The 13,844-nt window shown below is 67.7% G+C and carries 12 protein-coding genes and 1 tRNA gene; 4 read left to right on the top strand and 9 right to left on the bottom strand.

The features are described 5' to 3' along the window. Positions 1–19 precede the first annotated feature (19 nt). Complete coding sequence (locus tag M1L58_RS09035) at positions 20–916, bottom strand: MBL fold metallo-hydrolase (protein ID WP_248658630.1); 897 nt, start codon at positions 914–916, stop codon at positions 20–22. Positions 917–948: 32 nt separating this feature from the next. After that, positions 949–1,491, bottom strand: coding sequence for a DUF6328 family protein (locus tag M1L58_RS09030; protein WP_154882552.1), 543 nt, complete (start codon positions 1,489–1,491; stop codon positions 949–951). Positions 1,492–1,599: 108 nt separating this feature from the next. Between M1L58_RS09030 and M1L58_RS09025 the strand changes: the two genes are divergently transcribed. Continuing rightward, positions 1,600–2,373: a DUF427 domain-containing protein gene (locus tag M1L58_RS09025; RefSeq protein WP_248658629.1), complete on the top strand. Its 774-nt coding sequence runs from the start codon at positions 1,600–1,602 to the stop codon at positions 2,371–2,373. On the opposite strand, the gene M1L58_RS09020 is transcribed toward M1L58_RS09025, so the two are convergent. Next, positions 2,374–2,973, bottom strand: a complete 600-nt coding sequence (locus tag M1L58_RS09020) for a mycothiol-dependent nitroreductase Rv2466c family protein (RefSeq protein ID WP_248658628.1) — start codon at positions 2,971–2,973, stop codon at positions 2,374–2,376. A 43-nt stretch (positions 2,974–3,016) separates the two neighbouring features. After that, on the bottom strand, positions 3,017–4,195 hold the full coding sequence (locus M1L58_RS09015) for a cytochrome P450 (protein WP_248658724.1): 1,179 nt from the start codon (positions 4,193–4,195) through the stop codon (positions 3,017–3,019). Positions 4,196–4,371: 176 nt separating this feature from the next. Here M1L58_RS09015 and M1L58_RS09010 point away from each other — a divergent pair, with 176 nt between their 5' ends. Further along, the gene (locus M1L58_RS09010; protein WP_006867615.1) at positions 4,372–4,758 is read left to right on the top strand and encodes a DUF2784 domain-containing protein; all 387 of its coding nucleotides are present in this window, start codon (positions 4,372–4,374) and stop codon (positions 4,756–4,758) included. Between the two features lie 224 nt (positions 4,759–4,982). Here M1L58_RS09010 and M1L58_RS09005 read toward each other — a convergent pair whose 3' ends face one another. After that, on the bottom strand, positions 4,983–6,230 hold the full coding sequence (locus M1L58_RS09005; RefSeq protein ID WP_248658627.1) for an esterase/lipase family protein: 1,248 nt from the start codon (positions 6,228–6,230) through the stop codon (positions 4,983–4,985). A 279-nt stretch (positions 6,231–6,509) separates the two neighbouring features. On the opposite strand from M1L58_RS09005, the gene clpB reads away from it, so the two are divergent. Further along, positions 6,510–9,062, top strand: coding sequence for an ATP-dependent chaperone ClpB (clpB, locus tag M1L58_RS09000; protein ID WP_006867617.1), 2,553 nt, complete (start codon positions 6,510–6,512; stop codon positions 9,060–9,062). A gap of 96 nt (positions 9,063–9,158) precedes the next feature. On the opposite strand, the gene selB is transcribed toward clpB, so the two are convergent. From selB to M1L58_RS08980, 4 genes are all read right to left on the bottom strand, one after another. After that, positions 9,159–10,952 carry a selenocysteine-specific translation elongation factor gene (gene selB / locus M1L58_RS08995; RefSeq protein WP_248658626.1) on the bottom strand — a complete coding sequence of 598 codons (1,794 nt, stop codon included), beginning with the start codon at positions 10,950–10,952 and terminating at the stop codon, positions 9,159–9,161. 10 nt (positions 10,953–10,962) lie between these two features. Continuing rightward, positions 10,963–12,264 (bottom strand): L-seryl-tRNA(Sec) selenium transferase, encoded by a 1,302-nt coding sequence (selA, locus tag M1L58_RS08990; RefSeq protein WP_248658625.1) that lies wholly within the window; start codon positions 12,262–12,264, stop codon positions 10,963–10,965. Positions 12,265–12,282: 18 nt separating this feature from the next. Continuing rightward, a tRNA-Sec gene (locus M1L58_RS08985) sits at positions 12,283–12,377 on the bottom strand. Between the two features lie 40 nt (positions 12,378–12,417). Further along, positions 12,418–12,708 (bottom strand): hypothetical protein, encoded by a 291-nt coding sequence (locus M1L58_RS08980; protein WP_227026331.1) that lies wholly within the window; start codon positions 12,706–12,708, stop codon positions 12,418–12,420. Positions 12,709–12,740: 32 nt separating this feature from the next. On the opposite strand from M1L58_RS08980, the gene selD reads away from it, so the two are divergent. Then, on the top strand, positions 12,741–13,769 hold the full coding sequence (selD, locus tag M1L58_RS08975) for a selenide, water dikinase SelD (RefSeq protein ID WP_248658624.1): 1,029 nt from the start codon (positions 12,741–12,743) through the stop codon (positions 13,767–13,769). Positions 13,770–13,844 lie beyond the last annotated feature (75 nt).

Raw genomic sequence — 13,844 nt, 5'->3', positions numbered from 1 at the left:
CGCCGGCCGAAAAATGCTCTCAGAGAGGGTGATACCGTCCGTCGTCGGAGTGTGCGACCTGCCCTTGGCGGATGAGACGTTCGAGATGAAGTCCGGCCGTACGACGCTCGACCGCGTTGACGAACGGCAGCTGCACATGCGGCCGGTACACGAGACGGTGCTCGACGATCTCGTCGAGTCGTCGTGGCCGATCCAGGAACTCCAGCAGACGTTCCTCACGACGGTGGATCACACCTTCGTATGCGTTCAGACGTTCGCGGAAGTCCTTGGCACCCTCCACGACTCCCTTCTGATGGAAGGTCCCGTACCAGCGGGCGTCGACCTCGCGCACCCGCGCGATGGAGGCCAGGTAGTCGTCGACGCTGCTGCCGACGTCGCCGTACATGGGGCCGAACGATGTGAGATCGATGTCGGCGATGTAGAAGAAGCCGGTCGGCTCGACGAGGACGCCGCAGTGTCCGCGGGTGTGCCCGGGAAGGTGGATGACGGTCGCGGTGATGTCCCCGAGGTCGAAGACGTGCCCGTCGCCGACGCCCTCGGCTTCGGGGAAGCCGGGCGTGAGCGCGAAGGTGTCGCCGATCTGGGCGTCGACTGCGGCGCGCTCCTCCGGTGTGAGCCCGTAACCGTCGAGCAGCACCTGCAGTGAGCGCACCCCGCCGACCTCGTCGTGATGCGCGAACTTGGCGGTGTCGAAGTGGCGCAGTCCGGCGATGTGGTCCTCGTGTGCGTGGCTGATCATGACGGCATCCGCGCCGACCGGGTCGTGGTCGACGTCGAGGGAGGGGTCGAGGACCAGCGTCGCCTCGGAGCCGTGCGCGATCACGGTGTTGCCGCGCGGGAAGGCTCCGCCGCCGGCGGGTTCCAACACCGTGACTTCGTCGAAGCGGGTTTCGGTGAAGCTCGGCGCAGTGGTCACCTCGTCTGCCTACCTGCGTGGTGCCTGGACTGTCAACGGCGGTCGTCGCCGGGAGCGGGGGTCGTCGCCCGGGCGGTCAGCGGCAGGACGATCCAGGCCAGGGAGAACAGGACGAACGTGCAGAGGCCGGCGACGACCGAGGGCACGGGCCCTGCGGTGGCTCCGAACACAACGGTGATCGCACCCGACAGTGCCAGACCGAGCAGTGCGAGACCGGCAAAGGCCAGACGGTGCGCGCGGTTGACCAGCAGTCCGAGTTGGTGCCGGCGGAACAGCGCGCGGTGAAGAGCGACCGGTGCGGCGAGGAGTATGGCTGCCCCGACGGCGAATGAGACGGTGACCAGATAGACGACGCGGAGCGCACCGCCCAACTCTTCGAAGCCGTCCTGAAATGGCAACGTCAGGAGAAACCCGGTCAGGATCTGCACTCCGGTCTGCACCACGCGCAACTCCTGGAGCAGGGAATTCCAGTTGCGGTCGAGGCGCTGTGTCTCGGTCTCGTCGCGTTCCGCCCGGTTCCAGTCGGCATCGCCCGATCGCCGTTCGGGAGATTCGCTGTCTGGTGCGTCGGCCACCCTCTCATCGTGGCACCAGGTGGGTCCGATATCCGGATTGGCCGCGTTGCAGTGCGGTCACCGGTGAAGCCCCTGGCGAATGTCTGCGAGCCGGAGGACCATCGGTCCATGGCCACGTCACTGGATGAAGTCACGGAGTCCCAGATGGGTCTGCTTCGATGGACGGACATGCGTCGTCGTGTCCGGGCATTCGTCGACGGTCGGGTGGTCGTCGATTCGACTGCGCCGATCCAGGTCTGGGAACCGTACCGGGTGGTGGGTTGTTATGCGGTGCCGTTGGCCGACGTCGTCGGACAGCTCGAACACCACACACCGACGGTGCCGCCCGCACAGCACCCGCCGATCCTCACCCCGGCCCATCCGTTTGCGCTGCACACCGCTCCGGGCGCGGCGTACGACATCGTGGCCGACGGGCGGACCCTCGCCGGGGCCGGCTTCCGGGTCGACGACCCCGATCTCGCGGACTACGCGCTGCTCGACTGGGATGCCTTCGACGAATGGCGCGAAGAGGAGCAGACCGTGATGGGACACGCGCACGACCCGTACCAACGCATCGACTGCCTGCCCACCAGCAGACACGTCGTCGTGCGGATCGGTGACACCGTGCTGGCCGAGAGCCGACACCCGACGCTGCTCCTCGAGACCCACCTGCCGGTTCGGCACTACATCCCACGCGAGGACGTTCGGATGGACGTCCTCCAGCGGTCCGACACCGTCACCGTGTGTGCCTACAAGGGTCAGGCGACGTACTGGTCGGCAATCGTCGGCGACGAGGTGATCCCCGACGTCGCGTGGACCTACACCGATCCGCTGCACGACGCGGAGCCCGTGCGGGACCTCATCTGCTTCTACGACGAGCGCGTCGACCTGGAGATCCGCTGATCACGAGAATGCCGGGGGGTCGGCGGGGCGCTTCAGCTGGGCGAAGGTCGAGGTGCCCGCGAGGGTGACGAGCGCGGAGTAGAGGGCGTCGGCCTCGTCGCCGGTCGGGAGGTCGGCGAGTACGGGACCGAAGAAAAAGGTGCCGTCGATGCCGAGGATGGGACTGCCGCCGTCCTCGCCGAGTGCATCCTGACCGCGCTGGTGGGATTCGCGCACCGCGTCGTCGAACGATGCGTCGTCCATGGCGTCGGCCAGTTCGGCGGGGAGACCGGCCTCGGTCAGCACCTCGGCGACGACGGTGGGTGTCATCTCGTCGCCGGCATGGTGGATTCGCTTGCCGAGTGCTGTGTAGAGCGGGTCGATCGCGTCCGCACCGGCTTTCGCGGTCGCAGCTGCGACGACGCGACCCAGCCGGCGGGCGGTCTCGAGTTGGCGGCGCTGTTCGTCGGACTCGGGCTCCTCGTTCTCGTTGAGGATCGCGAGGCTCATGAGATGCCAGTCGACCTCGGCGTCGTGTGCGGCCGCGCGGTCATGGAGCCATCGCGACGCGGCCCAAGCGAACGGACACACCGGATCGAAGTAGAAGTCGAAGTGGGTCATGGAAGTCGGTGTACCCAATTCGGTCGGCTTCGATGCGTGCGTCTCAGCGCAGCGAGTAGCGGATCGGCAGGTGCTTGAGTCCGCCGACGAACACGGTTGCGGCCAACTCGGGTTCGCCGGCGAACTCGATTGAGTCCAGACGCGGGATCAGCTCGCTGAACAGGCTTCTCATCTCCATCCGGGCCAGTGCTGCGCCGAGGCAGAAATGCACGCCGTAACCGAAGGCGAGGTGCTTGTTGGGGAAGCGCCCGACGTCGAAGGTGAACGGGTCGTCGAAAATCTCTTCGTCACGGTTCCCGGAAGTGTAAGCGAGATAGACGGATTCGCCCTTGGCGATGGGCACGCCACGTACCGTCGTGTCCGCGGCGGCGGTGCGCATGAACTCCTTGACCGGTGTGGTCCAGCGGATCATCTCCTCGACGGCGGTGCCGATGAGGTCGGGCTCGCGACGGAGGCGGTCGAGTTGGTCGGGGTTCTCGATGAGTGCGCGCAGACCGCCGGAGATCGCGTCCTTGGTGGTGTCGTGGCCGGCGCTGGCGACGATCACGTAGTAGGACGCGGTGTCGACGTCGGAGAGGGGTTCACCGTCGATGCGGCCGTTGGCGATTGCCGATGCGAGGTCGCCGGTGGGGTTCGCGCGACGGGAGGCGGTCAGCTTGCTGAAGTAGTCGAAGAAGTCGAGCAGCGTTGCCATCCGCTCCTCGATGGTGGTGCCGCGCTGGTACTCCTTGTCGTCGGCGCCGAACATCTCCTGGGTGAGTTGGTGCATACGGGGGAAGTCTTCTTCGGGGAGCCCGAGCAGCGACATGATGACGTACAGCGGGAAGTGGACGGCGATGTCCTCGACGAAGTCGCATTCGGGGCCGATCTCGGCCATCTTGTCGACATAGCGCTTGGCGAGTGCGTCGACCTGGATCTGCAGATCGCGCAATGCTTTTGGCCGGAACCAGTCCTGTCCGATCGCCCGCACCTTCTTGTGGTGGGGATCGTCCATGTGGATCAGCGTCCGCAGACCGGCGCCGGAGTCGAGCTGCGACTTGGCGAAGTCGTCGGCCACGGCGGTCACCAGCACGGGTCGCGGCTCGCTGAGCCACAGATTGTGATCGCGCTCGATGTCCATGATGTCGGCGTGCTTGGTGATCGCGTAGAACGGGCGGTACGGCGCCTTGTCGACGTACGCGACCGGGTTGTGCGCCCGGAGGTGAGCCATCGCCGCGTGCAGTCGCGGCTCGTCGGCGTACGCCGTCGGGTCGGCGAATACGTTGGCGGCCTAGTCGGTCATGCTCGTGCTCACCGATGGCGTCCTTCCGTCGAGCGGATGCTTCTCGCTTCGAGTGTCCGATATAGGTGTGTGCCGGATCCGCAGAATGACGAACCCGCCCCATTTACGCTGGATACATGCCATATCGGGTCCTGGCCGACGGCATAGCGGTCCTGCACATGATGTTCCTGCTGTACGTGATGTTCGGCGGGTTCATCGCCTGGCGGTGGCCGCGCACAGTTCTGCTGCACCTCGTCGCCGTCGCGTGGGGGATCGCGTCGGTGGGCCTTGGCCTGGGTTGCCCGTTGACCGACGCCGAGAACTGGGCGCGGCACCAGGCGGGCGAGAAAGGATTGCCGCCCACCGGATTCATCGACAACTACCTGACCGGGGTGATCTATCCGGAATCAGCGCTCGGGTTGGTGCGCGGGTTGGTCGCTGCGCTGGTCGTCGTGTCGTGGGTGGGGTTGTGGTGGCGGGTGCGCACCGGCTCGCACCGACGGAGAGTCGCGAGTTCCGGGTAGAGGTGCCGTCTGCGGCTTGCGCGTGGGGGTTGGGCCGAAGTGGGAGCGGTTCCGAAGCTTGCGCGCAGCGGTGGGCCCAGATGTCACCAATGACTGAAAACCGCCCCCAGAAGGCGCCCCGTGCAACGGCACCGATGACACTATGTAGTCGGCCGCCGTCTGGAGGGCGGTTCCCGGGGGCGGTTTTCAGGGACAGCGCACGACCGGTGCAACGCGCTCGCAGATCAGAGGGTGCCCGGCGGAAGCGCGCGCCGAGGTTTCAGCAGTGGGAGCATCCAGTCGTAGACCGCATCGCTGTTGAGCAGGGTGAAGTGATGGGCACCGCCGATGTGGAAGCCGTCGTCGACTTCGAAGCCGAGGTGGTGTTTCCGATCTCGACCACCTCCGCTGTTGGTCAGCACCAGTCCGTCGCCGACGATGCGGCCGAACGGGTGGTCGGGGCGCTGGGTCACCGTGGCTGTCACGTAGAGATGTCGCGCACCTTCCATCAGGGGCGGATAGTCGACGGCGGGCTGGGAGAAGGCCTCCGGGTCGGTGTCGCGCCAGTGCTCCTCGGTGACCGCCCCGCGGAACAGGTCGCGAACCCCGGCGCTGCGACGCCCGAGCAGGGTGCCGAACGGTCGGCTCGTCGGCCACAGGCGCAGGGCCGCCGTCGCGCGGTGGACTCCGCGGGCCAGCGGGGCCCCGAGGTGGGGAGTCCCGAGGCATACGGTGTGTCGGACGAGCTTGGGCCAGTACGCATCACGGGCGACACCCTGATGGCACGCGCTGCGGATGACCAGGCCGCCCATGGAGTGGCCGATGAGCGTGAGGCCGGTGACCGGAACCGGCCACAGCAGAACGAGATCGTCGAGTAGTCGTGCGAGATCGCGGCCGTTGTCACTGATGTGGCGTCCCGAGTTGTACCGGATCTGAACCTCGGTGCTGCCGAGATCGTCGGCGAGACGAGCGCCGTACGTGGGTCTGTCGCCGAGCGCCCAGGCGAACTCGGTCTCCATCAGGCCGTGCAGGAAAACCGTCAGGTGGCCCGACGCTTCGGGGAAAGCGATCGCCAGACCGTCCGGGGTGATCGGAACGACCGCCCCGTTCACGCGGACCGCGGCGTCCGGAGCCAGGGGAGAACGCTCGGCGGTCAGTTGATCACCGATCAACCCGTCGAGGATGCCGAGGGCCAAAGCGCCTCGCTTGGTCTCCGACGGGACACCGTTGCTGTGAACGGTCAGTGACTCGGCCAGGTCGCCGGCCACGTCGACCGTCGACGTGATCGCCGAATAGACGGATGTGCTGATCGCGTCGTGCACCATCTGAGCCGGACGGGCCCTCGCGCCCAACGCCACGCGCAGACCCGCGAACACGGTATCGGCGACGGATGAATGAACGGCCGCGATGCCCGAGACCGCCTTGTTCAGCTCATCGCGACCCAGAGCCGCCAGTGCCGGCAATTCGCGAGTGCGGGCAGGATCGACAGACATGATTTCAGTGTACGTCTGTCCACTGAAATGTGAGTCCGCATCGCTGAGGCTCTTCTCACTTGGCAGTACGAAGGTCCCGTAGATGCACAAAATCGCGACCCCGGCAGCAGATGCGCCGCTTCTGACTGGCGCTTCCTCCGAGGAACGGTGATTCTGGAATGAGTGACGCACATCACAAACTAAGTAGGCATGAGCGGAATGGACTCAACTTTGTTGGCGTTGCATCCTCCGTATGGCTCATACTTGAGCCTGTTGGACTAAAGAGAAAGGTGCACGCGAGTGGACAGCTTCACCCCCACCACGAAGACTCAGCAGGCATTGAGCGCTGCTGTGCAGGCGGCGGCCAGTGCTGGCAACCCCGACGTGCGGCCCGCCCACATCCTGGTGGCACTGCTCGATCAGTCCGACGGCATCGCGTCGCCGCTGCTCAAGGCAGTGGGCGTGGACCCGTCGAATGTTCGCGCGCAGGCCCAGATGCTGGTCGACCGCATGCCGACGGTCGCGCAGGCCAGTGCCACCCCGCAACTCTCCCGCGAATCGATCGCGGCGGTCAGTGCTGCTCAGCAGCTGGCCGTTGAACTCGGCGACGAGTACGTCTCGACCGAGCACGTTGTCGTCGGTCTGGCGACCGGTGACTCCGATGTCGCCAAGTTGCTGCACAACGCCGGAGCAACACCGCAGGCGCTGCGCGATGCGTTCGTCGCAGTCCGCGGTAGCCGGCGTGTCACGAGCGAGGACCCGGAGTCGACCTACCAGGCGCTCGAGAAGTACTCGACCGACCTGACCGCAGCGGCCCGCGAGGGCAAGCTCGACCCGGTCATCGGTCGCGACACCGAGATCCGTCGCGTCGTGCAGGTGCTCAGCCGACGGACCAAGAACAACCCGGTCCTCATCGGTGAACCCGGCGTCGGCAAGACCGCGATCGTCGAGGGCCTCGCCCAGCGCATCATCGCCGGTGACGTGCCCGAATCGCTCCGGAACAAGACCGTCATCTCCCTCGACATGGGTTCGATGGTCGCCGGCGCGAAGTATCGCGGTGAGTTCGAGGAGCGGCTGAAGGCCGTACTCGACGAGATCAAGAGCTCCGACGGCCAGATCATCACCTTCATCGATGAGCTGCACACCATCGTCGGAGCCGGTGCCACAGGCGATTCCGCGATGGACGCCGGCAACATGATCAAGCCGATGCTCGCCCGGGGTGAGCTGCGGCTGGTCGGTGCCACGACGCTCGAGGAGTACCGCAAGTACATCGAGAAGGACGCCGCACTCGAGCGTCGCTTCCAGCAGGTGTACGTCGGCGAACCGTCGGTGGAAGATGCCATCGGCATCCTCCGCGGCCTGAAGGATCGGTACGAGGTACACCACGGTGTGCGCATCACCGACTCCGCATTGGTCGCCGCCGCAACGCTTTCCGATCGCTACATCACCTCACGCTTCCTCCCCGACAAGGCCATCGACCTCGTCGACGAGGCGGCATCGCGGCTGCGGATGGAGATCGACTCGCGCCCCGTCGAGATCGACGAGGTCGAGCGCATCGTCCGTCGGCTCGAGGTCGAAGAGGTGGCGCTGCAGAAGGAAACGGACGCGGCGTCGAAGGAACGGCTCGAGAAGCTTCGCGCCGAACTGGCCGACCAGAAGGAGAAGCTCAACGAGCTCTCCGCGCGGTGGCAGTCGGAGAAGACCGCCATCGATGCGGTGCGCGACCTCAAGGAAGAGCTGGATCGTCTCCGCGGGGAAGCCGAGCGCGCCGAGCGCGACGGTGACCTCGGACGCGCTGCCGAGCTGCGGTACGGCCGAATCCCCGGCCTGGAGAAGGAACTCGAGGCCGCGCTGGAGAAGACCGGTACCGATCCCGGCCAGGACGTGATGCTCCAGGAGGAGGTCGGACCCGACGACGTGGCGCAGGTCGTGTCGTCGTGGACCGGAATCCCGGCCGGACGCATGCTCGAAGGTGAGACCGCGAAGCTGCTGCGCATGGAGGACGAGCTGGGCAAGCGCGTCATCGGGCAGAAGGCTGCCGTCGAGGCCGTCTCCGACGCGGTGCGTCGTGCCCGGGCCGGCGTCGCCGACCCGAATCGGCCGCTGGGTTCGTTCATGTTCCTCGGCCCGACCGGTGTCGGCAAGACCGAGCTGGCCAAGGCGCTCGCCGAGTTCTTGTTCGACGACGAGCGGGCGATGGTCCGCATCGACATGAGCGAGTACGGCGAGAAGCACAGCGTCGCACGGCTCGTCGGTGCTCCACCCGGTTACGTCGGGTACGAGGCCGGTGGTCAGCTGACCGAGGCGGTGCGGCGTCGGCCGTACACGGTGGTCCTGTTCGACGAGATCGAGAAGGCGCATCCGGACGTGTTCGACGTGCTGCTGCAGGTGCTCGACGAAGGTCGTCTCACCGACGGCCAGGGACGGACGGTGGACTTCCGCAACACCATCCTGATCCTGACCTCGAACCTCGGCGCCGGTGGCGACAAGGAACACGTCATGAACGCGGTGCGCTCGGCCTTCAAGCCCGAGTTCATCAACCGCCTCGACGACGTGGTGATCTTCGACCCGCTGAGCCCCGAGGAGCTGGTGGCAATCGTCGACATCCAGATCGGACAGCTCAAGAAGCGGCTGGCCCAGCGTCGCCTCGACCTCGAGGTCTCGCCGAAGGCCAAGGAATGGCTGGGCGCACGCGGATTCGATCCGCTGTACGGTGCTCGTCCGCTGCGCCGCCTGGTGCAGCAGGCCATCGGCGACCAGCTCGCCAAGCAGCTGCTCAAGGGCGATATCCGCGACGGCGACATCGTTCCGGTGAACGTCAGTGCCGACGGTGAGTCGCTGGTGCTGGGTTGACCGGCCGCAGCCACACAGGGGCCCATCCCTCCGGGGGTGGGCCCCTCTGCTGTATCGGTGACCTGCCTGACCGGTTCGGCGGTACGGGTCAGCAGCTCAGCGGACGACCTCACGGTGGCCGGCGTCGATGCGTCGGGTCCACCCCCGGCGGTCGAGGTGTTCGAGCAGCGGGATCACCACGCGCCGCGTCGTACCGAGTGCCTGGCGCGCTTCGCTCGTCGTGAAGGGTTGAGGCAGGGCGGCCAGGGTTCGCATCGCCAGTGCCGGTGCGGTCGGCAACAACACCACGCCGTCGGGAAGTCGGAGGATGCGGCCGGTGCCCTCGGCGGCGGCGAGTTCCCTGGCCCCCAAGCCGAGCGCGCTGAGGTCGTCGGCCTCGGGGGCGCGGAACGGGTGCTCGGTCAGACGTCGCTCCAGAGCGCTGATCGCCTCCTTGGCGTCACCGAGATCCGGGACATGACCCGGGATCGAGAGGTGCCCGTCCACGGACACGAGCCCGGCGCCGGCGACCACCGTCGGCAACAGCGCCCCGTCCGGAAGCCCGAGCATCACCGAAGCTCCCGACCTCGACAGACCGGCCGCGATCGGGTCCCGCGCATGGACTTCGACGACAGCGCGGCGCAGACGCTCGGCCCATGCGGCACAGCTTGATTCGTCGACCCACCAGTCGTCGACGACACGAACACCCGCCGGTGCCGCGTCCCCCTCGCCGACGAGGCCGAGCCGCTGTAGCTCCGCGACGCGCATCGCGCCGCGTCGCGCGACCTCCTCGGCGGCCCCGTCGGCGTCGCTCATCCGCGCCAAAGCCGTTGCCCGACGAGCCGAATCGCCGCGTCGGCGGAGTTCCGGCGGGTCGGGATGCAGGACGATCCCACCGCCGACGATCCGTTGCCCGGGATTGCGCAGTACCAGGCGGTCGCCCCGTGAAAGCGGCACAGCACGCGCGAATGTCAGACGCGCATGATCGGCGTCGAAGGGGCGGAGCCGGGCCGAGAGTGCCGCGGAGCCGAGGTGGACGACGAGTTGCTCGGGCACATCATCGAACGCGACACCGCCCACCCGCCTGATGTCGGCCTGGGCCGACGAATGCCACGCGCCCGGAGTGACGAGGGCGTCGCCCCGGTTCAGAGTGTCGACGCCGACGCCGCGGAGGTTGACCGCGACCCGGCTGACCGGCGCCGCGGTCGTGAGAGCGGTTCCCTCGCTGTGCAATCCGCGGACGTCGACCGCCCGATACCCGTCGGCACCCACCAACTCGAGGGTGTCGCCGACACCGATGGCTCCGGCGGCCAGCGTGCCGGTGACCACGGTGCCCGCCCCGGTGCGGGTGAATGCGCGATCGATCCAGAAACGCACGCGACCCGACGTCGGAGGTCGTGGCGTCCGGGCGAGGACCGCGTCAAGGGTCGTGCGGAGTTCGTCGAGACCCCGGCCCTCGGGTGCGGACACCACCACGACCGGCGCTTCGGCGAGCCCGGTGTCGGCCAATTCGACGCGGGCGGAGGCGATCACGTCGTCGATGCGGGTGTCGGTCGCCCGGTCGGCACGCGAGATGACCAGCAGTCCGTGTTCGATGCCGAGCGCGGCCAGCGCGTCGCGGTGGTCGTCGGACTGGGCGCTCCATCCCTCGTCGGCGGCGACGACGAACAACACGACCGGTGCGGGACCGAGTCCGGCCAGCATGTTGGGTATGAACCGCTCGTGCCCCGGGACGTCGACGAAGGCGACATCGGCACCGGACGGCAGTGTGGTCCAGGCGAAACCGAGATCGATCGTCAGACCGCGGCGGCGTTCCTCCTCCCAGCGGTCGGGTTCGATGCCGGTGAGAGCGCGGACGAGCGTCGATTTGCCGTGGTCGACGTGCCCCGCGGTGGCCACCACGTACGTCATCGGCGAGACCTCACGCGTCGAATGTCGCCTGCTTGATCGCGGCGAGGACCAGAGGATCGTCGGCTTCGGGGATGCAGCGCAGGTCGATGAGGCACGCGTCGTCGTGGACACGTGGCAGGACGGCGGGGTCGCCGAGTCGAAGACTTTGTGCGGTGCTCACCGGCAGACGCACCGCCCAGCCGTGCAGGGGCACACCTGGTGCGCCACCGCCGCCGACTCGCCCGTCGTGTTCGACGATCGGGAACCCGGTTGCGGCGCCCAGATTCTCGGTACGCACGCGGAGGCGGTCGGTGTCGGCGTGCAGGTACTCGTGGACCGGGGGACGGGGTCCGCTGACTGTCGCCTCCATCGCGGCGAGGGCGAGTTTGTCGGCGCGAACAGCGCGCGCCAGCGGGTGTCCGGCGAGTCGCTGGATCAGTTCGGCGTCGCCGAGGAGGAGACCGGCCTGGGGACCGCCGAGCAACTTGTCGCCGCTCGCGATCACGAGGTCGGCGCCGGCGGACAGCGCAGAGGTGGCGTCCGGTTCGTCGGGGAGCAGGGGATCGGGTTGCAGGAGCCCGCTGCCGATGTCGGCGATCACCGGGACGCCATGAGCCCGTCCCAGATCCCGCAGTTCGCCCAACGAGGTCTCGCTGGTGAAGCCCTCGACACGGAAGTTGCTCGGATGCACCTTGAGGATGGCGCCGACATCGTCCCCGGCGACGGCGTCAGCGTAGTCGCGCAGATGCGTGCGGTTGGTGGTGCCGACCTCGTGCAGGCGGGCCCCGGTGGAGGCGATGAGCTCGGTGAGCCGGAATCCTGCACCGATCTCGATCATCTCGCCGCGACTGATCACCACGGCGCGCCCGGCGGCCAGCGCGGTGGTCGCGAGGACCAGGGCGGCCGCCCCGTTGTTCACCATCAGGGCGTCGTCCGCCGCGGGGCAGGCCCGCAACAGCGCGGCGCGGGTGGCGGCACCACGTTTCGATCGCTGACCGGTGTGCAGATCGAGTTCCACGTCGACATAACCCGACGCGGCGACGACCGCGTCGAGCGCCGCAGCCGACAACGGGGCGCGACCGAGGTTGGTGTGCACCACCACGCCGGTGGCGTTGAGGACCGGTCGGGACGACGACACCCGGTGAGCATTCACCGCGTCGGCGACGTGGCGTCCGACGTCATCCGGCGAGAGCTCGCCGCGTCGGGCCGACTCCTGGGCATTCCGGATGATCTCCCGAACAGCTGTGTCACCCAGTCGCTCCCGCGCTTCCGCCACCGGTGGGAGCGCCAACAGGGCGTCGGTGCGCGGAATCCGTCGACGTGGGTCGGACACGCAGCCTCCTGAGAATTCTGGCGGAGGCGGACGGGAATCGAACCCGCCAGGCCGAGATACTCGACCTCCTCGGTTTTGAAGACCGGGGAGCCCACCAGGACCCGTACGCCTCCGTGCGACTTACAACCTAGCGCGTGTTGTGTTCGAGTGCGGTCAGTCCTGCTGGTGCGGCCAATTGCCCTCGGTGATCAGCTCTTCGAAATGGCGGATGAGCTTCGGGTTGAGGTCGTCCTCGACGGCGCGCCGGAAGTCGTTGTGCCACTTGGCCAGCCATTCCTCATCGCGTTTCATCAGGAAGATCGGCCAGCCGTGGGTGATGTCGAGCTCGTCGGAGTAGAGATCGGTGGAGCCGTCCTCGCGCATGTACCAGTAGTCGTGTCCGGACTCCCAGAACGCCTGCAGCTCGTCGGCCGTGACGTAGTACTCGCCGTCTGCTTGCCTCATCTCCCCGATGGTAGCCATCGTCGGGCCGCCCCATGGGCGATCCGATCGGCGCTAGTGTCGGCAGGGTGACTGTCAGCAGCGAAACCCCAGTCCGACTGACCGGATACGCCCACGGCGGCGGTTGCGCCTGCAAGATCCCGCCGGGCGAGCTCGAGCAGGCGGTCGCCGGACTGACCGGCCAGTCCGGCGACGACATCATCGTCGGGCTCGACGACGGTGACGACGCCGCCGCGGTCCGGATCCGCGACGACCTCGCCGTGCTGTCCACCGCCGACTTCTTCACGCCGGTCGTCGACGACCCCTACGAATGGGGGCGCATCGCCGCCGCGAACGCGCTCTCGGACATCTACGCGATGGGCGGGACACCGGTGGTCGCGATCAACCTCGTCGGCTGGCCGCGCGGTGTGCTGCCCATGGAACTGATGACCGAGGTCCTGCGCGGTGGTCTCGCGATCGGCGCCGAAGCAGGGTGCCCGGTCATCGGCGGGCACACCATCGACGACCCCGAACCGAAGTACGGCATGGCCGTCACCGGCGTCGCGACACCGGAGAAGCTGCTGCGCAACGACGCCGCGGAGCCCGGTCGGCCCATCACCCTGACGAAGCCGATCGGGGTCGGGCTCCTCAACAACCGGCACAAGCAGACCGGGGAGGTGTTCGACGAGGCGATCGCGCTCATGACGACGCTGAACCGCGACGCGTCCATGGCCGCCGTCGACGCCGGTGTCCGGGCGGCGACCGACGTCACCGGCTTCGGGCTCCTCGGGCATCTGCACAAGATGTGCCGCGCATCAGGCATCGGCGCGGTGCTCGACCGCAGCGCGGTTCCGGCCGTGAGCGGCGCCCGTGAAGCCCTACGGGACGGATACGTCTCCGGCGGCACCCGACGGAACCTCGACTGGGTACGACCGCACCTGAGCACCGACGACGGCGTTTCCGAGGATGATCTGCTGTTCCTCGCCGACGCCCAGACCTCCGGCGGGTTGCTGGTCATCGGGGAGGTGCCGGGGTATCCGGTGATCGGGGAGACCGTGGCCGGGCTGGGAATTCGTATTCGGTGACCCTTCGAGGCCCGTCGCCATCGCTCCTCGCACCTGAAGTACCCGCGGCCGGTGAACCGGCCGTCGTGAGGGTTG

The organism is Gordonia sp. C13 (genome assembly GCF_023218005.1).
Classification (GTDB): domain Bacteria; phylum Actinomycetota; class Actinomycetes; order Mycobacteriales; family Mycobacteriaceae; genus Gordonia; species Gordonia namibiensis.
Note: the sequence above shows the minus strand (reverse complement) of the source record. Positions and strands in the feature narration are given on the sequence as shown.